The following is a 22,036-nucleotide window of genomic DNA, read 5'->3' on the forward strand; positions in this document are numbered from 1 at the left end:
CTATTCTCCTTGGGGTGAAGCAATCGGGCTTAGGCGCCAAATCTCTTGACTGTATTGGGCAATGGTTCGGTCACTGGAAAACGGGCCGGATGCGGCGGTGTTCAACACACTCATTTGCGTCCAACGCTGTTTATCCTCGTAGGCTTTGCTGACGCGTTCCTGCGCTTGGCAATAGTCGGCAAAGTCGTAACAGGTCAGCCAGGGATCCGAGTCGCTATAGAGCGCCGCCAGGATGGAATCGAAGATCCCCGGCTCGCAGAGGTTGAATTGGCCACTTTTCAGCAGCGCTAATACCGCATTTAAATTCTCATCTCCGGCGATAATGTCGCGTGCATTGTAGTGACTGCGAATGGCGTCGACCTGATCAATCTCGGCACCAAACACAAAGAAATGCTCGCCACCCAAGGCTTCGCGCATTTCCACATTGGCGCCGTCCAAGGTGCCTATGGTAATGGCGCCATTCATCATAAACTTCATATTGCCGGTGCCCGACGCCTCTTTACCCGCGGTGGAGATTTGCTCGGACAGATCCGCCGCCGGACAAATGGTTTCCATAGCGGTGACATTGTAGTTGGGCAAAAACGCCACCCTGAGCCAGGGTCTGGCTTTGGCATCATTATTGACGGTCGCCGCCACGTTGCTGATCAGCTTGATGATCTGTTTGGCCATAAAATAGCCCGGCGCCGCTTTGCCGCCGATCAACACGCAGCGCGGCACCATGGTCTCGGTGTCGCCATCGCAAATGCGTCGATAAAGGTGAATAACGTGGAGGATATTCAGCAACTGGCGTTTGTATTCGTGAATGCGTTTAACCTGAACGTCAAATAGCATGTTGGCGTCAAATTCGACACCGCATTGCGACTGCACCAGGGCGCACAGGCGCTGCTTATTGGCCTGTTTTACCTGCTGCCACTGGGCCAGCAATTGCGGCTCGTCATAATAACGGCGCAGTTTGCTGATGTCGCTGAAGTCATCTTGCCAGTGCGATCCTATCTTGCTGGTGATCAACGCCGCCAGCCGGGGATTGCAATGCATCAGCCAGCGCCTTGGGGTCACCCCATTGGTCTTGTTATTGAATTTATGCGGCCATAACTCGTAAAAGTCTTTAAACAGGTTTTGGCGCAGTAACTGACTGTGCAGCGCTGCCACGCCATTGACCGAGTAACTGCCAACGATGGCCAGATACGCCATGCGCACCTGAGGCTCCGCGCCCTCCTCGATTAATGACATCGCTCTTTGCTTGTCACTGCACCCAGGCCATTGCTTGGCCACCTCGACGAGGAAACGGGCATTGATCTCATAGATGATCTCAAGCAAACGCGGTAGCAGCCTGGCAAACAAGGCCACCGACCATTTTTCCAAGGCTTCCGGCAACAGGGTGTGGTTGGTGTAAGCCATTGTGTTGGTGGTTATCTCCCAGGCCCCTTGCCAGTCGAGCGCGTGCTCATCAATCAGCAAACGCATCAACTCGGCCACGGCAATACTCGGGTGGGTGTCGTTAAGCTGAAACACGTGATAATCGGCAAACTCGGTAAAATCGTCGCCATGCTTTTCACACCAGATCTTCAGCCTGTCCTGCAAGGACGCACTGCATAAGAAGTATTGCTGGCGCAGGCGCAACTCTTTGCCGTTTTCCGAGGCATCGTTGGGATAGAGCACCATAGAGATCTGTTCTGCCAGGTTCTTCTTCGCTACCGCCTCGGCATAGCCCCCGGCATTGAATTCACTCAGGTCAAACTCATCGGTGGCTTCGCTTTTCCATAGTCTTAAGGTGTTGACCACGTCATTGCCACTGCCCGGTACAGGCACATCGTAGGGCACGGCAAACACATCATGGGTGTCGACCCACACGCGATGGCTGCGCCCGCTGGCGTCCTTATACACTTCCACATGGCCGAAAAATTTAACCCGCACCGTTTGGTCCGGCGCCGGGAGCTCCCAGGGGTGACCCTCATGCAACCAGTGATCCGGTTGCTCTACCTGATAGCCATTGTCCAGGCGCTGATTAAACATGCCATATTCATAGCGAATACCGTAACCGGTCACCGGCAGCCCCATGGCCGCACAGCTATCGAGAAAACACGCCGCCAGGCGCCCAAGGCCGCCATTACCCAGGCCGGCATCGTGCTCGGCATCGGCCACGTGCTCCAGCTCGGCGCAGTAGTTTGCCAATGCCGCCGTAACTTCATCGGCCAAATCGAGATTTAAAATGGCGTTATTCAGGCTGCGGCCAATTAAAAACTCCAAGGACAGATAGGAGACGCTGCGTTTGTCGGCATTGTCATTACGGGTATGACGCATGCGTGCCACCAAACGGTCGCGTATGGTCAGCGCCAGAGCCTGATAAAGATAATGCTGCGACTCCCCTACCTTGTCGCGACCCAGGGTGTAGTGAAAGTGCCGAGCCAGGTCGACGGCCAGGGTTTGGCTGTCGAGCAAGGGGGCTTCTTGCCAGTCGTAGGGTTGGCATTGTGGTGCAGGTTTTGTCATGCTGAAGGTCTCACTATTTGCGGCCAGGGAATATTGCTAAATACCGAGCTGGAACCCGGGCTCAGGGTCAGTTCGTCGCCCTCGTAGAGGTCCGGTGGCGTGCGCTTATCGCTCTCACCCAAGGCGTGACTATCACTGCTGAGTACGCAGTGCCAGCGCCCTGGTACGCACTCATCACCAGGTTCGGGCGCAACTAAGCTCAAGGCCAAAGGCGGCAAACGCAAGGTGCGTTCACTGCCACCTCGGTGTAACACTATGGCCAAACTCTGCTGACGCTCGTTATCGACCAGGGTGTAGATCAGGGTATGCAGGCTGGCATCGTGCCAATCCTGGGTTTGCATTTGTGTGCCATCGGGGCGATACCAGAGCAAACTAAAGCGGGGATCGTCCGGATGGACATGCCTGTCCAGGGTAAAAATGGCGAAGTAGCGGCGTAAGGTCAGCAGATCGCTGATAAAACTCGCCAAGGGATGGTGACTGTTGTAATCGTGCCAGGCCAGCCAGCTAATGGCGTTATCCTGACAATAGGCGTTATTATTGCCGCCCTGGGTATGACCGAGCTCACTGCCGGCACTGAGCATGGGTACCCCCTTAGAAAGCAGCAGGGTAAGCAGCAGATTCTTTTGTGCTTTTAGGCGACGCGCCTTGATTTGCGGGTCCTGGCTATGCCCTTCGACGCCATAATTACAGCTGTAGTTAGCACTGTGGCCATCGCGGTTATGCTCGCCATTGGCCTGATTATGCTTGTGCTCATAACTGACCAGATCGGTCAGGGTAAAACCATCGTGGCTGACAATAAAATTAATGCTGCTGCTCGGGGGGCGATTGACGAAGATATCGGCCGAGCCATGCAGACGTTTGGCCAGCAGCCCCAGCATATCGGCATCGCCGCGCCAAAAACGGCGCACCACATCGCGATACTGGTCGTTCCATTCCCGCCACGGCGGCGCAAAGGCACCCAGCTGGTAACCGCCCGGGCCTATGTCCCAGGGCTCGGCAATGACCTTGGCACGGCGCAATATGGGGTCTTGCGCCAGACATTGGAAGAAACTGTGGGCGGCGTCAAAGCCCCGTTTATTGCGACCGAGAATGGGCGCCAGATCAAAGCGAAAACCGTCTACGCCCAATACCTGGTACCAGTAGCGCAGGCTATCAAGCACCAATTGCAGGGTTTGCGGATGCTCCAGCGCCAGGGTATTACCGCAGCCGGTGTCGTTGATATACTGGCCTTGGCCATCAAGGCGATAATAGGCCCGGTTATCAAATCCGCGCAGGTGACAACAAGGCCCAAGCAAGGCGCCCTCACTGCTGTGGTTGTAGACTACATCGATGATCACCTCCAAACCCTCGCTGTGCAGTTTGCTGACCATCTCGGTAAACTCCTGCACTGGGTGATCCAGGGCATAGTCCCGATGCGGAGCAAAATAGCTCAGGGTGTTGTATCCCCAGTAATTACTAAGCCCTAACGGCGCCAAAAACGGCTCACTGATAAATTCGTGTACCGGCATCAGCTCGACACTGGTGATCCCTAAGGCCTTCACATGCTCAATAAAGGTGTCTTCGGCCAAGGCTAAAAAGGTACCGCGCTTGGCCGGGCTAATGCCGTTGTGGCGCGCCGACCAACCCTTAACATGGCACTCGTAAATCACCGTTTCCGACCAGGGGATGTCCGGGCGCTTGCCGGTATAAGGGGTCGCCTGACATACCTTGGATTTAGGCATAAGATGCGCATTGTCCAAGGGGCATAAAACGCCCTGCTCATCGATGGCGCGATGGCGCACGCTGGGCTGAAACTCCCCATGCAGGGCGTAGCTATAGGGGTCAATCAGAAGCTTATTGGCGTTGTAGAGCTGACCTTGTTGTGGGGCAAATGGGCCATGCACCCGATAGCCATAGAGCTGCCCCGCGTGAAGGCCATCGATTTGCACACTCCAAAGCCCGGCTTCGCCGCGATGCAAAGGCACTCGAGCCACTTCGCTATGGCCGGAGTGGTCATACAGGGACAGAGACACAGACTCAGCATGCTCGGCAAAAACACAAAAGTTCACGCCCTCGGCATTGACCGAAGCGCCCAAGGGGTCAGTTTTGCCGTTACGGGTTAGCCACTGCATCGACTTCGCGCTCCCACAGCAAATAAATACTGGCCAGTGGTCCCAGGCTTAGTTGCAGCGAGTAAGACTCCTGTAACCAAGGCACCGGCTCGGCGTCAATCCCAACCTCTTCATCGGCGATTACGGCCACCCCGCTGCCGCCATAGCCCTCGTCGTCACTGTTGAGCAACACCCGGTAGCGCCCCGACTCGGGTAAGGGGACGCGAAAATCATGGTGCACCTGAGGCGTAAAGTTATGCACGCAAACCACCTTCTGGGCACCATCGCGCGCTGTGCGCACAAAGCTGAAGATACTGTGCGCGCTGTTATCGCCATCCAGCCAGGTAAAGCCATTGGGGTCACGGTCGTTATCATGCAAGGCCCGGTATTGACGGTACACCTGGTTCAAGTCGCGTACCCAGCGCTGTATGCCCTGGTGACTGTCATGCACCAGCAAATCCCACTGCAAGGACATGTCGTGGTTCCATTCATGGTGCTGCGCAAATTCGCCACCCATAAACAGTAACTTTTTGCCCGGGTGAGCCCACATAAAACCGTAGTAGGCGCGCAGGTTAGCGAATTTCTGCCAAAGATCGCCGGGCATCTTATGTAACAAGGAGCCCTTACCGTGTACCACCTCGTCGTGGCTTAGCGGCAGGATAAAGTTTTCGCTAAAGGCATAGACTAATGAAAAAGTCATTTCATGGTGATGGTATTGACGATAGATGGGGTCAAGCTGCATGTATTTAAGCGAGTCATTCATCCAGCCCATATTCCATTTATAACCAAAGCCAAGGCCGCCATGCTCAACACTGTTGGTGACACCGGGCCAGGCGGTGGACTCTTCCGCCACCATCATGATCCCCTTATTGCGGGCATAGCACACACTGTTGATTTGCTGCAAACAGTCGATGGCGCCGAGGTTTTCGCGACCACCGTATTTATTCGCCAGCCATTGGCCGTTTTCGCGGCTGTAATCGAGATATAACATGGAAGCAACGGCATCGACTCGCAGACCATCGACCCCATACTGCTCCAGCCAATAGGTGGCGTTCGACACCAGGAAGCTGCGTACCTCTTGGCGCTCATAATTATAAATATAGGTGTGCCAATCCGGGTGGAAGCCTTGGCGAGTGTCGGCATGTTCGTACAAGTGGGTGCCATCGAAACGAGCCAGGCCATGGCTGTCACCCGGAAAGTGCCCGGGAACCCAATCGAGCAACAGGCCAATCCCCGCGGCGCGGCATCGTTCGCAAAAATAGGCAAAGTCCTCGGCACTGCCAAAACGTGAACTCGGCGCAAACAGACCTATGCCCTGATAACCCCAGGAACCGTCGAAGGGGTACTCGCTGACGGGCATCAATTGAATATGGGTAAAGCCCATGTCCTCAACATAAGGGAGCAATTGCTCCGCCAATTGGCGATAGGTTAAATACGCATTGTTGTCACCGCGCCGCCAGGAGCCTAGGTGTACCTCGTAAATGCTAATGGGCGCATCAATGGCATTGCGTTCGCTGCGCTGCTCATAATAGTCGGGACTCAGCGGGGTAAGCCTTGGCGCCGCGGTCACTATGGATGCAGTGGCCGGCGGTTTTTCCATCGCCAAGGCATACGGGTCGGCCTTAACCAGGTGCTCACCCAAGGCGCTGAAGATGGAGAACTTGTAACAGCTGCCCAGCGGCACAGCGGGAATAAAAATAGCCCAGACGCCGGTGTCATCGACGCGACTGAGGGGGTGCTGGCGCTGATCCCAATGGTTAAAGTCACCTATCACGCTGACCGCCTGGGCATTAGGTGCCCACACGCTAAAACGTACGCCCTGGATGCCGTCGATATCCATGGGGTGTGCGCCTAAATGGCGCTGCGCCTGCTGCTCTTGCCCCTGGCGAAAATAATAAAGATCGCCTGCGTTTAACCCCAAGGGCAGACTAAAGGGATCCGCCTCCTGACGCGTTAAATGCGGATAGCGTATTTGCAACTCGTAAGGCTCAAATTGGGATGTACAGGGCGCTAAAAACAACGCCGAGGCACCATAACGCTCAGCCTGGATAGTGCCCGTTGCAAGCACCACGGCCAGCGATTCGGCGCCGGGTTTAAAGGCAAGAATATACCAGGTCCCTTCGATACATTGATGCCCTAAAAGCTGACGGGGCTCACCCACTCGGGCCTGCTCAAGGGCTGCCAGGGCAGCATCTAAATTAACCGGGTACTCGAATTTACTTGCGCTACGTGCCATGTCTTGCTCTACCTAAATGCTGAAGAAGTGGCGCCTGACGCGCCAAGATGGCGGCACCCTGGGTGCTTAATTGCCGCCGCCAATTGGGATATTGAGTATGGGTGCCAGGAACATTAACCGCCACGCGCTGATTATCCAGGTCGTCCAGTTGCAGGGTTAGCATACGACTTGGCGCCCTTGCCAACACCCGGCACAGGGCCGCATAAATGTCCTCACTCGGGGTGTCCTGAGTGCACTGCTGGCCATGCTCGCCAAGCAGCCCTAGCAACTGCTCTCGCAAAACTTGACGCTCACCGCGTAAGGCCTCGGCTTGTTCGTTATCTATTAACTGTAATTCTAGTGCCTGGTCGATATCGCCCCCCTGCCACCAAGCGGCAAAGGGCGGCAGATCATGATTGCTGATCATCAAGAGCGTCTGCTCGGGCAGTTGCTCGGGTGCAAAAAAGCCCCGGTGATCATGACAAAAATAGAACACGGTATTGGTTAACACTCGGGATTCGGCCAACGCCGTTTTAACCTGGGGCGGTACCACCCCAAGATCTTCACCAATAATGGCGCAGCGCTCTTGATGACTGAGAATTTTTACCGCCGCTAACAAGGCCTCGAATGGATAATACACGTAACACCCCTGCTGATCGGCCAGGCACCACCACAGGCGGCGCAGCGCCATAACGTGGTCAATACGCAGCGCCCCCACATCGTGCATATTGGCGCTCAGCAGGCTTTTGAAATAAGCAAAATGCTCGCTTGCCAATCGCTTTGGATGCAGTGCCGGCATGCCCCAATTTTGCCCCTGACGGGCAAAGGGATCCGGGGGCGCGCCAATCTCGGCGCCTTGCGTAAAGTGCGACTGATATTGGCGATACTCGCCATCACTGCGCGTCACGCCAACGGCCAGGTCATTAATTAAACCAATGCGCATACCACTGGTAATGGCCAACTGCTGGCAGTGCTTACGTTGCAACCACGCCTGCCACTGCCAATATTCATCCTGCTCGGTACTGCCACTGGGCAAGGTATCCAGTGCATCGCGCTGAGCGAGCTGGAATTGAGCAAAGGCCCTGCGGCGCTCATCACTAGCAGAGGCGCAAAAATTGGCGTAAAGGCGCTGTAACAACGGCCATTTCAAGGCATACACCCGCTCGTAATCGAGCCAATGGCCGTCTGCCGAACTCAAATAGTGTACATGAGCCTCACTCACGTCCTGGCGCAGCCCATGATCGCAATCTTCGCTGAGCTCGATACTGATGTACAAGGGATGCAATAACAGCCGACTAACCGGGCTATAGGGACTGGCAGCCTGCACTTGCGTAGTGTCGAGCAGATGTAAGGGGTTCAATAACAGATAATCGATACCTTGCTCTGCCGCGGCAACGACCAGGGCGGCCAGGTCGGAAAAATCACCAATGCCCACGCCTCGCTCGCTGATCAGGGTATAGAGCCCGAAGGACAAGCCCAGCAGCTTTTGCGCCGGCACCTTAGCATGCGCTGTAAAACAAGGAGGCTGGTAGCTAAGCGCAGGCACCCACCATAACTGGGTTTTGCCAACCTGCTCACCCATGCTCACCTGAGCGTCATAAAACCCTGGGGCCAGCCAGTCTTCGGGCAAATTAAAGGCCAGCTGCAAATACACCTCGTGCTCAAGATGATAATCGCCAACAATCTCGCCCTGGGCCAGCGACCAATGCAATTGCTTATCGCCCTCAAGCAAGGTCAAATGGACGCCGGCGTTATTCTGCTGATAGCGCGAGCGTGCCACCCGCACCAGTAGACGCGGCTGCTGCTCATTCACCAGGGAGGTGTCATCCACCAACTGCTGCCAGGGCGCGGCATCCAGGCGATAATTAAGCTCACTTAACGCCGCCAAATCTGATCCATCTACGGCCATGGCCGCCAAGGCCTGGCTGCGCACCTCATCACTGAAGCGCAGCAGCTCGCCCTCGTAGCTATGATACTCATAGCCAACTCCCATGAGGTAACAGGCCTGAGCAAAGGTATCCATAGCGGACGCTAGCTCAGGTAGGTCGAAACAACACTGTTATCGGTGCCAAAGTCGTTGGCGACATAGGCATCGGCCTGGTGGTCATTGTCCCACTGCTCATCGTTGATCAAATAGCGAAAGTGAAACTCGCTGTTTTTTGGCAAGCGCAGCTTAGTGCGAAAGGTGTGGTCTTTTTTTGAATACTGCATAGTCAGTGGCTGCCACTGATTAAATTCGGCCACCAGCGCCACCGCTTCGGCATCCGGGTGCATATATTCAAAAGTCACTTCGGCTTCTTCTTTAGTTTTAAAAAAGCGTTTTTTTAACATAGCTGGGCTCCAAATAGGGTTGAATATTCGATCGCCACATCAATGTGCTATGGATACTGCTAAGCAAATCGGTGTGTTTTGCAAAGTTTTAATCAGGCTAACAGGCAATTATGGACGCTTTATTACAGTGCAGCCCACGCTCCAAAATAGTGCAATCTTGGTTGTTACCCCAACTTTTTAGTAAAAACCTCTGCCTCAGTAGATTCACAGCATGAACAATGCCAACTTCAAAAAGACCCCAAAGCCTATGTTAGGTAATTGTTCATAAAATGTGTTTTGGCCCGATTAATAGCGATTAAAAGTAAGGAGCGTAAAAAGCTAACACTATGGCTGTTAAGCAAAAATTCATTTAAACGGCAATTTCTCATCCTAAATCATGAGCCTGTGCTATGATTAAAGGTGAGTCAAAATGCGAGCACACACCATGGAAAGACCCTTTTCGTTCAAACTTAATGCCTTGAAAGTGTTTGTATTATTTGCCGTATTAGGGACAACATTTGCAGTTCAGGCGCAATCCACCATCTATCATTACTACAACCAACAAGGGATCGCGGTTTTTACCGATGCCAAGCCCAAGGTTAAGGGCTTTGAGGTTGTCGAATTGAAGTGTGCCCAGTGCGATCAGCAACTCGCCGCCTGGCACAGAACCCCACTGTATACCGAAAAATATCATCAGCATCTGGTCGACGCAGCTAAAGAGCACGGCATTGACCTGGCACTGCTTAAGGCCATCGTGCATGCCGAGTCGAACTTTAACCCCAAGGCCGAATCTCATAAGGGAGCGAAGGGTTTAATGCAACTCATGCCGCTGCTGGTAAAAGAGTTCAATATTAACGACCCCTTTGACCCCGCAGAAAACATTGCCGCCGGCAGCGCTTATTTTGCCCATTTGTTAAAACGTTTTAAGGGCAATGCCAAACTTGCGGCCGCAGCCTACAATGCCGGCCCAAGCAATGTGGTGCACTATGGGGGCGTGCCCCCGTTTAAGCAGACCCGCGCCTTTGTGCAGCGCATCGATATTTTGCGAAATCGCTATCGCCAACATTTTGAGGAGCAAAACTTGATAGCCTCGCAATTGATGGTGAATAATGACACACTGGAGCAATCTGCCACTTCACCTTAAATTCTATGATGTTAAATATCGTCCGTTGGTGCCGTAATTACTTACGTCTGTGCGTATTCTTTATCGCCGCGCTAGTTGGCCTTCAGGTACCTGGATTTAAAGACGATTATGGACATGCGCTACGTGCGGCCATGGTTGAGACCAACGCCGCGGTAGCGCCTTTTAAAGACGATGCCGAGCGGTTTTTTGATGGCTCCCTCACCAAGTTATTGGCCCATTATCAGCAAAGCGCCGACCCGGTGTATGCCAAAGGCGGCGATAATCTCGCCACGCTTTTGCAGCGCAGCAACACACTCGAAACTGCCCTTGAAGAATTTAGCCAACACCCTTACCTGCATTTGGTGCGCTCCCCCGTACCAAGCATTGGCACTCAGGTCTGGCACAATTACACGCCACAAATTCAGCTGAATCTTGAAGCCCTGGCCAGCGCGGTTATTTTTGCCCTGATCGTCAGCTGGACGATTGAGGCTTTGTTTGTCTTGCTAATTTTGTTACTGCTACGCGCTTTTAGTGCTGTATTCACAAAAAAAGCGCCTCAAAATTGAGGCGCTTTAGCTAAGTTGGGAATCTTGATTTATATCGACCGATAAGGCTTACTTTATGGATACTTGGCGACCATAGCCTAGTCGTTTACCACTGACCAAGGCCGCCAACAAGAGCAACCATATTGATACACTGCCACCACTATCAGACTCTCGCTCTGGCTGCGTAGGAGGTGTCGTTACTGGTGCCGCTTTAATTTCAAGCTTAAAGCTGGTTGATGTATTCAATTGTCCATCCGATGCACTCAATACCACGGTATAGCTCCCTGATTTATCGAAACTTCCTTTAATCACACCGTTTTCTATACTCAGTTGCTCAGCGCCGGAAACACTCAGCGTAAGCTCGTCCTGTTGTTCATCGATAAAGACGTTTGCGGTATCAATTTCTACATTCACTGGCGAATCATTTTGCAGTTGATACTCAACGTCAGGCAGCGCTGCGTTAACTATGGGGGCTGTATTAGGATCTTGAGGCTCCTTGCCCGTGATCTTGAGTAAGGTGGAACCAACATTCGTCTTTAAACTTGCGGCCGTTCCTACTTCCACTAGCCCATAGTAGCTTTGCCCCTCTTCCAATGCTGTCAGCACAGAGTCTTCAAGGTATCCGTCCACAGTCACTGCGATATCGAAGTACTCATTGGTATCCACTGTTTTCGGTGCTGTAATCATGAAAGACGGCTCTGAGGTATAGGCAATTTGCGCGTATTCAAGCGTTATTTCGTCTTCGACACCCGCGCTGGTTCCTTCATAGTTGTGTGCTGCCAACCAATAGTTTCCAGTTGGTGGATTCTCTAAAATACACTGCTCGTTTGAATCGGCATTACCGCTGATACACAGTAACGAATAGAACATTTCAGTGGCATCAGGAACACCATCGTTGTTTTCATCAATACCCACATACAGGTCAACATCCGGTGACGTGGTCTTAGCAACATTGACTATCAAACGCTTGGTATAGGGTTTAACGGTGATCGCGTGTGAGAACAGCGTATGTAAATTCGTGCCCGGGCTGTTTCTTTCTGAATCAAATTCCGAACCTTTGGCGCGGCCAGTGGCCTCCAAAACCCGAGTAAGACCATGCCCAATGACTTGCAGATCTGACGATCCTGACGTAAATACATCTTTTATAGCCAGTTTGTTATCAACATTGTTTAACGTTGCAGAAACCTCCTTAGCAATACGTCCCGCTTTAAAGCGCGTTGCAACTTGAAAGTGACTATCGCTTAGCGTTTCGTTATTCGACTTAAAGAGCACATAACCGTGAACCCATTCACTGGCAAGCTCCGCATTCGCAGAGGCGGTGAACGTCAACGTCTGTTTTTGGCCCTGTGTAAGTGAAAATGTTGATGGGCTTACAGATAGATCGAAGCCTGGATTGATATAGTCATAACTTGCTGTCCACGTACCATCAAGCGTTGCCTCGACCTCACGAGTCCAACTACATGAAGTGATGCATTGTTCTAACACGACGGAAGTACTATTAAGTTCCGTGGGAATGCCGCCCATACTTGGGTCCGCATCGAGATACGCTTGCTTATCCGTATGTAGAATGAGGCCTGCATTAACAGCCTTGTTAACTCTTAGGCTACCAGCACCCTGGTCAAAAAACGTAGAGCGCTCTTTTACGCCATCAAAGTCATCATCCTTATGGGTAACCTGATGTGCGGTAGACATGATGGCTGAGTGGGCCTGTGATGGTGTCCATGAAGGACGGGTAGCTTTAATAAGCGCCAACGCACCAGCAACATGTGGACTCGCCATGGATGTACCAGAAAGTGGTGCATAGGCGATTTGCGGTGCATCTTCTGTAAACGGTTTATCTTCAGCAAATGCCGCATGAATATCTACGCCAGGCGCTGCAATGTCAGGAGTCAGTACACCAGCGTATGGAATGTTCGGCCCTCGGGAAGAAAACACTCCGGCTATATCCCCAAGTTCAGGGCTACGAATCAGTTGTGAAGCACCAATTGTCGCATAATGATCACTTCCAGATGCGAGCCATTGTGTTAATTGCTCTCCATCTTGCGCAGACACATGGATAGCAGGGATAACATGTGGATCTGCTGCCAGGTTATCTGCGCCACCATCTAGGTTAATAAGTATCATACCACCGGCGCCTCCTGCGGCGACGTTTATGCCTTTGCTTACCCGGGCAATATCACCACGCTCACACACGACAATCTCACCCTTGTATGTACCGGCTTCTAATTGGGTTAAACATTGCTTATCTTCAGGAATAACCACATTGGCGGAATACCCACCTGTAGCCCCTTTGCCTATTATGGATGGTGGGGTTGATTCACCACCTGTAAACCCACTCAAGGTTTTATCAGAAAAATCGCCATCATGCGTATAGGCAGCGACAGTTGTTACCCAAGGTGCATTACCAGGAGAGCCAACGGTTTCTGCACTCGGGCCGGCGTTACCCGCTGCAACCGCGACGTGAATCCCTGCCTCTCGGGCATTCAAAAATGCTAATGAGTCTGCTGTACCCCAAGGATTTCTGGCTCCACCACCGACAGAGTAATTAAGCACATCAATATTATTCTCAATGGCGTGTTCGATGGCTTTGATGGCCAACTCAGGGAAACAGGCACCATCTTGATTACAGACCTGATACGAGACAATGTTGGCGTGTGGGGCAACGCCGCTGATGCTGTCAAAGGTAAAGGCACTGGGTTCGGAGATGGTTTGATTAGCATCTTCGACCAATAAGCGCATGTTGACGTTTTTAACGACGTTACCCGCCGCAGTTGAAGCCACATGAGTGCCATGCCCATTGAAGTCATAACCAACTCGTACCTTTTCTTGTATGTCTTCAAGGTCAGTGTTAACAATTTCGGGGTAGTTATCGATGATCTCCGGGTAACTCACTATCCCTATCAGTTTGTCATTACAAAACTTTGCATACTGCTTACAGTCGCCAAAGTAATTACCTTCACCCAAGGGGTTGATATGGTCATAGCCATCACCTCCCACATCTGCAAAAGACGGGTGAAAGGCATTGATGCCTGAGTCAATAATACCGACTACTACCCCTTCACCTCGTGAGCCAAGGCGCTCGCCTGAACCTTGCCACATGCTCTTGGCACCGACAAATTCAGGGCCGACCGCTGTTTGAATTTGATGTAGCCCTACTTTTTCAACACTCATAACCTCATCTGAGCGTTCAAGGAAAGAGACTTGCTCCGCACTCAAATGAACAGCAATCGCATTAACAGCCACCTGATAACTGTGCTTGGTTTGCACCTGCGTTCCCAAAACAGAGTTCATGTTTTTGACTAGTTGCTGCTGTGTGTGCGCCAACTGCTTTCGATACAGAACAGCCTGTGTTGAACGGGTATTAATATCCGATGATTTAGGCTGATTTGTCGATAGCAACGCATCTGCATTCCTTTGCGACAAATAGCTCACCAGTGATGGCTCCTTCATTACCACAAAATATAAGTTGTCTCCACGTTCCTTGTAAGACTTAGTATTAACGACGTATTGTTCTTTAGAAGTGGCCCTATTTGGCAACTCGGAAGTATAGATTGGCGCATTGGTAGCCGCACTTGCAGCCGCACTGAGGCACAACAATGGCAATAACGATTTATTTAATTTCATAAGCAAAAATTAGGAAGCCTGCAGTATGAGGCTCCCTAATACTCCTCTATCTGCGTCTATTGAAAACTAGGAAACTACTAAGCACTAAGATGAAGAAGCCAAAGCCGCCGCTGTTCTTATCTTTAGGTTGCTCTGCAACGTTAACCGAAATGGTATGACTCACCTCATTAACACCATCAGAAGCAAGGATGGTTACTGTATGTATACCCGCCTGGTCGATAACACCTGACAATTCGGTGCCTTCCACCATAAGGCCGCTCAAGCTTGAGTCCACGGAGTAAGAAAGCATATCGCCCTCGCTATCTGTGAACAGGCCATCGAACGCTAGCTGTAAGTGCGCCGTTCCCTCATTGCCCAGTTGAAGATTCAAGGTTGACAACTGAGCTGCAATCTCCTGTGAGACCGTAGGCGCAACATCGTTTTTATTAACCAGGTTAACCACTAACTGAGCGGTTTTACCTATGTTGTTACTCTGGCGTGTTACTGCCTTCACTGTCAGTTGGGTATTGTGTTCATAATCAAAGGCCTCAGGATTGGCAACGACCAGCTCGTAGTCGCTGTTAATGCCAAACGGCGAGTTTGGTGCAACACTCACCAAGTCCAGTTGTAACGGCTCCCGCTCACTGTTCGGGTAAGTAAAAAAGCCATAGGTATCGAACTCGATTTGACCGATCACGGTCCCGGTTTCGATGTTTTCCTCTATGGTAAATATCTGACCTTGTCTAACATCGGCAATGATACTGCCATCATTGTCCAGGTATCCCGCATAACCAAGTTGAGCGTAGTCATCGTTCTCACTCACCACTAAGAACTTTGGTAACGAGTCATCCGCTAGCGTTTCAGCTGAACCAATACCAAAGCCCATACTTGGCTTTTTAATGGCAGCAATATTGACCGCTTCACCCGGTTGGGCAACATAGCTTGAAACCCAAGCTGTTTCATTTACCGCTTCATCGGCAGATGAAAAGAAGATGTTGGCGCGGGTATCGGTTGTTAGCTCAGAGCACCACCCATAGTCATCACAGACTGTTTGTGTTTTAACAAAGCCACCCTTAACCGGGTTGATTTGCGCCATAGGCTCACCGTAGCCGCGGCCACTGTCGCGGTCGGTTTCAATATGAATGCCCAGGTTCTGGTCAAAGTCCTCTATACTGTCTATCTCGTGGTGGAAGCTATCTTCCAGACAGAACTGGGAGACAATATTGCGGCCATCACTGGTAAACAGTGTAGGAAGGCTTGATTTTACAATTCGCCCGCGCGGGTCATTCCAGTTATATTCCTTTTTGTAATCAATAAGGTAGGTTTGTGGTTGACCATACTCATTGATAGACACATAAGGCTGGTTAAAAAGCTGAGCTTCGTCCCAAATAAATGCACCTGTGAAGGACTCATTCCAGCCGTTTTCTTCGACCACAGACTCATGGAAAATATCATAGAAGAACAAGCGCTCTTGTACTTTATCCATAAAGTTTGCAAGCGTGGTATTTGCCGGCTTGTCAAGGCGAACCGCGAGTGCAAATTTTTTGCCAGTAACTTCACACAATGGCTCGTCTGTAACCGACACGCCCACGGTTTGAATGAAGTGGCCGTTAAGCGCCGCTTTATCCTCAGAGACATGATCTTTGTGGATCACCACCGGGTAGGCGTTGAGCTTTGACGGGGTTTTTGAATCATTTATAAAAGATGACACATAGGCGGTGTAGCCGATACCACCGTACTGATCGTCTGGGTACATATCTCTGGCGACATCCAGGTGCTCCCACTGAGTTTGATTGGTCTCTGGGTCGAAGCCCAGATATTTGGGGTACTCTGCCGTTGTTGGCTTTTTTGTCAGGCTTGTCGCCGGTCTTGCTCTAACCATCCAACCGAGCTTAACTTCCGGCTTGTCTTGCTGAGAGAGCATTATATAACCGTTGATTTCTGTAAACTTGAGGTTTTCATCGGTAAAGTCTGAGGCACTGGATAGTGGCCACTCATTGAGCACCTGCGCATCGATATCAACAACCACTGAAAACGTCACGCTTTGGTTTGCTGGTACGCTGATGGTCTCTGGTAAAGAGATGCTGACACCATTTAAGCGGTCAATGTCACCAAACGCATCGAAGCTTAGCTGATAGGTTTGTACCTTATCCGATAGGTTACGCACATTCACATTTTTAACAATGCGTTTGCTATTGAGTACCTCATGGGTGCCAAATTGGAGGTAGGGCTGATAGTTTTCCACATCCCACACAAAAATAGGTGTGGTGCTCGCGGCCTCGAGGTTTTCCATACCGTGACCAACGGAGTAAAGCTCAGCCTCTCGCTCACCTGCCGATTCACTAATACCCGGATTATGAGCAGTATTTGCTAGAATAGCCTTAATTTCAGCGGGACCGGCGCTTGGGTACTGGCTTTTAATAACTGCTGCAGCTGCCGCGATCCGTGCCGCCGCTAGCTGACCACCCGTTTCACTAATAAACTGGGTTTCTGTTGGGATCTCGCTGGAGCTCCCCAGAGGTTGTGTGATTAGCGCAACGGGTTGATTCTCGCCTAAACTAACCAGTTCTGGTTTAAGTGCTTGGCTTCCACGAACAGGGCCCTTTGGTGAAAACGCTGACACGCGATAAGCGCCCTCTTGCTCACTCACTGAGCCAACGGCAATGGTGCTTGTTACCGCCGCGTTAGAGGCGAGCCAGTATCTGTGTTTTTGCTCGGCCAGCGCATACATGGACCACTCGCCAAAGTCACCTGCATCAGCCACAATAGTCAAGCCTAATGCTGAGGCTTTATCGATAAGATGTTGGTCGAGTAAATACGATGCCGTGCCATCTGGATTATAAAAAGCCGCAGCACCTATACCATCTACCAAGGCAATATCCAGGTGATCACTGGTATCGCCATCTTGGTTTGGGTCCAGCGCGTGCTCTAGCGCCTGGACGATACGCTCTAATGTAGGGCCATAGCCATATCCTTCGTCAACGTTATACACCTTGTAGGCATGAATGGCCGCACCGGGAGCAAGTTGATGAACAATACTGGCCAATTTTGTCCCTAAGCCCGTGGGGTAGACCCAGCCATTCCAGCTCTCATACTGATAATACTGATCAATCGGGTTGGCATCGTTACCAAAGTTTTCGCTGGCAAAATCCCAACCGCCTTGCACAACGTCAGTAGGAAATCCTTGGTATTCGATAGCCCCATTCTCAAGAGCTTCGAGATAACTGCCACGGTCAGGTGGAGTGCTGACATCACCGTCATCTCCGAGTATGCCGCTACCGCCAAACAGTTTTAGGGTATAGTCTACGCCGGTTGAAATAATAGCAACACTTGCCCCCTCACCGGCTTTGGCGTCGCCTTTATAAGGCGTCAGTTGCTCAATCTTTTCTTCAGATACACTCAACGAGTTGGTTTGAAACGCTGACGATACCCGCCCGCTGCGCTGCATTATATTTTGTTCAGCATTTACTGCGTGTATAGATTTAACCGCATCATACCCAGCGAGCTTTTCTGTTAGATCTATGTTCGATGAAACACTAACAAAGTTACCCAAAATCTTTGCCTGGGCAAGAGTACGTGAGGACGGATCTAATACCTTGATAAATGCCAACAGCGCCTCTTGCTGTTCGGTCACGCTTTTTATGTGTGAATCACCTTTTCCCGTTTCTTTAAGGATTATCGTATATTGTTGCTGTTGGGTTGTTTTTTTATTTATCGATTCAACGTGTCGAATGTCATTTGAGTCAGGCGCAGACGCAATCGCACCACTCATACATAATGAACTTATTAAAAGCGCAATCGCTTTTTTCTTAAACATCATCATGCCTCCTGTTTTTAATTTATTAAATTTATGCCCGTAAAAAGTTAACGACTTTATTACAAACAGGAGTGTTATTACGGCGTGTTGAAATCTAAAGCAATCCAGTAAAAGTCAAATATTTCTCCAATTACATAGATACACATAAATCATCTATTCAGGCCCTCTAATAGATATCTAATCCTTTAAATTTCATAATCTTATATGAAGTTAAAAATCACCATATAAAAAACCATCGCAAGCATGGTTACAGGCTGATTACATTTTTTTTGCGTACTCTAATGTCGTCCGGTAGCAAATTGTAGGGACATATATTCGATTTCACACAATGTTGTTGGCGTATTAAAAACTCAGGACACGGGTTTGCTCAGGTACACAGCTAAATCAAGGCATGCGTTTGGCTGAAGATATAACTTGGTGAAAATGGCAGGTTTAGCTGGTGAGGAGCAATATTAAAACGCTTTGCACCACATTGCCGGTGACAACAACGACAACCTCTAGATGGGGACTTATTTTGACAAGGTATACCGGTAGATGTCCGCTTCGTTTGCAAGCTTCATGGTCAATATTGCCGAGCCGCTCTCACCTTTGGCGATACCGAAGAAGCGGCGAATAGAATTGGCCGGAAATTCACGCACCAACTGTATATCGGTTGAGGTGATTTTCATTATTTGATCGGCGAGCTTGGTTCTTTTTACGAAGTAGACATCGCCGTCTTGTATATAAAACGCACCAAAGTCGGCTTTATCTAACTGTTCAGAAAGTAGGGTAAATTGCTTGGTTTGCTTATCGAATATCCACAGCCCGTTAGCGCTCTGCTTAGTTACCACCAGGCGTGTATCATCAAGCTCCAATGCATACACTTCCCCGGTCTGCGTAAGCCTTTCTATCTGACCGCTCTCCATATGGTAGGCAAATATGCCTAACTTTTGCTTTTCGGAGGCGCTGAAATAGACCGTTTCCCCATCGTCAGACCACGAATAAAAGTTCGGCTCAATACCATCCAAATCAAGTACATGCTTTTCACCGTCCTGAAGAACAAATAACCTAGATGCACCTGTGTGTGGTTTTACACGGACAAGTATCTTCCCCGTTGGCTGGTGTACACGAGGAAGCGCTGCCTCTCCCAAACCAGCAGTAAGGTTGATACTCTCTGTCGCCGTTTTTTGCCATACTCCCCATGATTTATCGCGAGTAGACAAGAATACATAAGCCTGCTTGATAGGCATGTATTCACCATAAAGATCCCGTGAACTCGATACCACTTTAGCGCGTACCTGACCCGATGCAAGATCTATGTTGGCTATGTATTCGTTGGAATTGTGCTCAACTACAAAGACACTATTTCGCTGCTGAGAATAGTTGATATTACTCGATAAGCGGCCCTTACTAATAGTTCTTACTAGTTCGCCATCCATCGTCAGTGAAACCAGACGATGATCACTATCAACCATGGTGTTAACAAACAACATTTGTATGTCTTCAGCGAGGTCAAAATCGACGATACCCAACATTTCTTTACCTATGCGGGCCACCTTCCCTTCGCCATCCAGTACATTCAACTCGGTAATGTATTTACTTTGGGTATCGCGAACAAAATACACTTTGTCATCGAAAGACCGCGGTGCGAAGTCTATTTCACCCGCATTTGGAAAGGTTAATTGTATTTCTGCGTTACTTTTTAAATCAACTTTGAACAAGGCAACGCGATCGTCAAGCTGTTTAGCATAAACCAAGTGGTTGGGTGCGCTAATTGACCAATCGATTAGACGGCGATAAGGAATGTAGTAACATCCTGACGCTACCTTAACTTCGTTATTGAGCAACAGGTCTTTTGTGATCACCTCACATTTACCATCAGCAGCCACCCTGGCATAAGCAATATGATTATCATTAGGTGACCAGGTGGCAGATACTTCCTTAAAACGACTACCGGAAACCTGTTTAAGCGGCGCATCCCCATTTAACAGGTTTTTGATGTAAATTTGACTGAACTCGTTTTCGCGAATCCAAGTGAAAGCGAGGTATTGGCCATTGTGGGAGACACTTGGTAGCTCTTCAACCCCTTCAAAATTTGTGGTTTTATTGTAACTAACACCAGCGCTTTGATGCCAACTGTCAGATTTTAACAACAGATATGACGCTGCAAATGAGAGCACTAAAACTATTACCCCCCCCATTGCCATTAACCGCAACCTTTTAGTAAGGGGCTTTTTCACACTCGGCTCTGACTCCTTTTCGAGCGTCGTGATCTTTGCTACGAGTCGGTAGCCGACTTTAGGAATAGACTCCAGAACGTCATCTTCATAGCCTACATCCTTAAAGCCCTTGCGAAGCATCCACACCGCATTGGTAAAGCCCTTTCTGCCGACTTCCGCATTATCATCCCAAACATGGGTGACGGCGCTATCGAAATCAACAACGTTGTCGGGCGATGTAAGAAACAAGAGCAGCAGCTCTGCCGCCTTAGCGGTTAATTTCACTTCTGTGCCATTGTGCTCCAACAATGACTGACTTACCTTAAAACGTACGCCCGCTATAAGAAAATCACAATGTGCATAGGTACTGGTCAATTTCATAATGGCGGGATATTTACAACTTGGCGTTACATTAACAATAATTTCATTCTATACGAGATATAAATTTAATTCCTAGTAAGACCAATTAAAACGCCCTATCAACTGACTATTTAATAGCCGGTTAAAACACTATTTCACACTTAATAACAGAATGTTACTGCAAGTGATCAACCAGCCAGGCATTTTCCGAGCGTCCAAATTCGGTTTGCTGCTGTAATTGCTCCAAGGCCAAAGTGAGCTGACTTTGTGCCTGCTCGCTGATACGCTGTGCCTGCTTTTCCAAAATGCGGCAGTTGCCGACCTGAGGCAAGGCCTCTAATTGCTTATCAAGACGCTCGGCGGCGGCAATGATCATCATGCCCTGTTTACGCTGATACTCGGCCAGATGTGGATACCAACGAGACCAGAGTTGCTTCACTGCCTCGCTGTAGCTGTCGAGTTTGGGCAAGGTATACTCGATTTCCACCGTGGTGGTGAGTTTATTCACCTGACACTGACGGGCCCGACTATTAAACCAAAACTCCCAGCCGATCTGATGGTGAGTATGGCCATGCTCAACCCGAGCACCGCGTTTCACCGGAGAGGCAGAATCAACCGCAACCAGCAATTCACTCAGCACATCCGCATACACAGGATAATTCTGCGTACTCTGCCTAACATCGAGTTTGCCGTAGGCTGGCAGAGATAAAAACATAACTACAAGAATAAGACGCACACTACTTCCTAGGTCACGGTTACGGCCACTGCATACGACCGCAACACCATTCTTTATGCTAAATAATTACGGAAGCTTATATCATGGCTTCATAACAGAATAATGACAGTATTCAGTTAGTTGCTCTCTTTGGGCGGATATTCCTCATAACCCGGTAACAAGGCAATGTATTGCTGCCACCCCTGTTGGCGCGAAGTGAAAATATGGGCATTAGGCTGGGGCAGCTCACCATTATCGACACTACCGGCGGGCACCATCACCAACCCCTTCTCCTCCACTAACAAAGGCAAGGAGGAGCCACAAACGCTGCAAAAACACTTTTCATGACGGCTGTCGTCAACGCGATAGCGGCTTAATAGATGCTCACCGCGCAACCAGTCGAGCTGGGCTGCGTCCATAAATACAATGGCACCATGAGCAGAGCCCGTACTTTTTTGGCAGCGGTGACAATGGCAAAGATAAAAACCGCTCACCTCACCGCTGACACTGTAGCTGGCGCCACCACATAGGCAGCTTCCGTGTAGTTCCATAAGTATCTCCTGACTAATT

At 50.1% G+C, this 22,036-nt stretch carries 12 protein-coding genes; 2 read left to right on the forward strand and 10 right to left on the reverse strand.

The annotated features are described in order from the left end of the window. The 5 genes from KD147_RS03770 to KD147_RS03790 are packed head-to-tail and all read right to left on the reverse strand — an operon-like array spanning position 1 to position 9,126. Positions 1 to 2,490 (reverse strand): glycogen/starch/alpha-glucan phosphorylase, encoded by a 2,490-nt coding sequence (locus KD147_RS03770; RefSeq protein ID WP_212546942.1) that lies wholly within the window; start codon positions 2,488 to 2,490, stop codon positions 1 to 3. Continuing rightward, a complete protein-coding gene (glgX, locus tag KD147_RS03775) occupies positions 2,487 to 4,601 on the reverse strand; it encodes a glycogen debranching protein GlgX (protein WP_212546943.1) in 2,115 nt (704 codons plus the stop codon). The genes KD147_RS03770 and glgX overlap by 4 nt, the downstream gene beginning before the upstream one ends. Continuing rightward, complete coding sequence (glgB, locus tag KD147_RS03780) at positions 4,582 to 6,816, reverse strand: 1,4-alpha-glucan branching protein GlgB (RefSeq protein WP_212546944.1); 2,235 nt, start codon at positions 6,814 to 6,816, stop codon at positions 4,582 to 4,584. Before glgB ends, glgX begins: the two co-directional genes overlap by 20 nt. After that, positions 6,806 to 8,818, reverse strand: coding sequence for a 4-alpha-glucanotransferase (gene malQ, locus KD147_RS03785; RefSeq protein ID WP_212546945.1), 2,013 nt, complete (start codon positions 8,816 to 8,818; stop codon positions 6,806 to 6,808). The genes glgB and malQ overlap by 11 nt, the downstream gene beginning before the upstream one ends. An 8-nt stretch (positions 8,819 to 8,826) precedes the next feature. Then, entirely contained in the window at positions 8,827 to 9,126 is a 300-nt protein-coding gene (locus KD147_RS03790; RefSeq protein ID WP_212546946.1) for an isoamylase early set domain-containing protein, read from the reverse strand. A gap of 424 nt (positions 9,127 to 9,550) precedes the next feature. On the opposite strand from KD147_RS03790, the gene KD147_RS03795 reads away from it, so the two are divergent. Both KD147_RS03795 and KD147_RS03800 read left to right on the forward strand, forming a co-directional pair. Beyond that, positions 9,551 to 10,249, forward strand: coding sequence for a lytic transglycosylase domain-containing protein (locus KD147_RS03795; protein ID WP_212546947.1), 699 nt, complete (start codon positions 9,551 to 9,553; stop codon positions 10,247 to 10,249). A gap of 5 nt (positions 10,250 to 10,254) precedes the next feature. Continuing rightward, positions 10,255 to 10,794, forward strand: coding sequence for a DUF2937 family protein (locus KD147_RS03800; protein ID WP_212546948.1), 540 nt, complete (start codon positions 10,255 to 10,257; stop codon positions 10,792 to 10,794). A gap of 48 nt (positions 10,795 to 10,842) precedes the next feature. On the opposite strand, the gene KD147_RS03805 is transcribed toward KD147_RS03800, so the two are convergent. The 5 genes from KD147_RS03805 to KD147_RS03825 form a co-directional block, all read right to left on the reverse strand. Next, complete coding sequence (locus KD147_RS03805; RefSeq protein ID WP_212546949.1) at positions 10,843 to 14,397, reverse strand: S8 family serine peptidase; 3,555 nt, start codon at positions 14,395 to 14,397, stop codon at positions 10,843 to 10,845. A 46-nt stretch (positions 14,398 to 14,443) separates the two neighbouring features. Continuing rightward, on the reverse strand, positions 14,444 to 18,010 hold the full coding sequence (locus tag KD147_RS03810) for a S8 family serine peptidase (RefSeq protein ID WP_212546950.1): 3,567 nt from the start codon (positions 18,008 to 18,010) through the stop codon (positions 14,444 to 14,446). Positions 18,011 to 18,702: 692 nt separating this feature from the next. Continuing rightward, a complete protein-coding gene (locus tag KD147_RS03815) occupies positions 18,703 to 20,772 on the reverse strand; it encodes a winged helix-turn-helix domain-containing protein (protein ID WP_212546951.1) in 2,070 nt (689 codons plus the stop codon). Between the two features lie 154 nt (positions 20,773 to 20,926). Continuing rightward, complete coding sequence (locus KD147_RS03820; RefSeq protein ID WP_212546952.1) at positions 20,927 to 21,487, reverse strand: DUF922 domain-containing protein; 561 nt, start codon at positions 21,485 to 21,487, stop codon at positions 20,927 to 20,929. A 116-nt stretch (positions 21,488 to 21,603) separates the two neighbouring features. Further along, entirely contained in the window at positions 21,604 to 22,017 is a 414-nt protein-coding gene (locus KD147_RS03825) for a GFA family protein (RefSeq protein WP_212546953.1), read from the reverse strand. Positions 22,018 to 22,036 lie beyond the last annotated feature (19 nt).

The organism is Pseudoalteromonas sp. BDTF-M6, from assembly GCF_018334135.1.
GTDB lineage: Bacteria > Pseudomonadota > Gammaproteobacteria > Enterobacterales > Alteromonadaceae > Pseudoalteromonas.

Bases quoted from the DNA above. Each gene is read 5' to 3' on its own strand.
- KD147_RS03805 (WP_212546949.1), bottom strand. From the start codon at position 14,397: ATGAAATTAAATAAATCGTTATTGCCATTGTTGTGCCTCAGTGCGGCT.
- KD147_RS03815 (WP_212546951.1), bottom strand. From the start codon at position 20,772: ATGAAATTGACCAGTACCTATGCACATTGTGATTTTCTTATAGCGGGC.
- KD147_RS03790 (WP_212546946.1), bottom strand. From the start codon at position 9,126: ATGTTAAAAAAACGCTTTTTTAAAACTAAAGAAGAAGCCGAAGTGACT.
- KD147_RS03795 (WP_212546947.1), top strand. From the start codon at position 9,551: ATGGAAAGACCCTTTTCGTTCAAACTTAATGCCTTGAAAGTGTTTGTA.
- glgX (WP_212546943.1), bottom strand. From the start codon at position 4,601: ATGCAGTGGCTAACCCGTAACGGCAAAACTGACCCCTTGGGCGCTTCG.
- malQ (WP_212546945.1), bottom strand. From the start codon at position 8,818: ATGGATACCTTTGCTCAGGCCTGTTACCTCATGGGAGTTGGCTATGAG.
- KD147_RS03770 (WP_212546942.1), bottom strand. From the start codon at position 2,490: ATGACAAAACCTGCACCACAATGCCAACCCTACGACTGGCAAGAAGCC.
- glgB (WP_212546944.1), bottom strand. From the start codon at position 6,816: ATGGCACGTAGCGCAAGTAAATTCGAGTACCCGGTTAATTTAGATGCT.
- KD147_RS03800 (WP_212546948.1), top strand. From the start codon at position 10,255: ATGATGTTAAATATCGTCCGTTGGTGCCGTAATTACTTACGTCTGTGC.
- KD147_RS03825 (WP_212546953.1), bottom strand. From the start codon at position 22,017: ATGGAACTACACGGAAGCTGCCTATGTGGTGGCGCCAGCTACAGTGTC.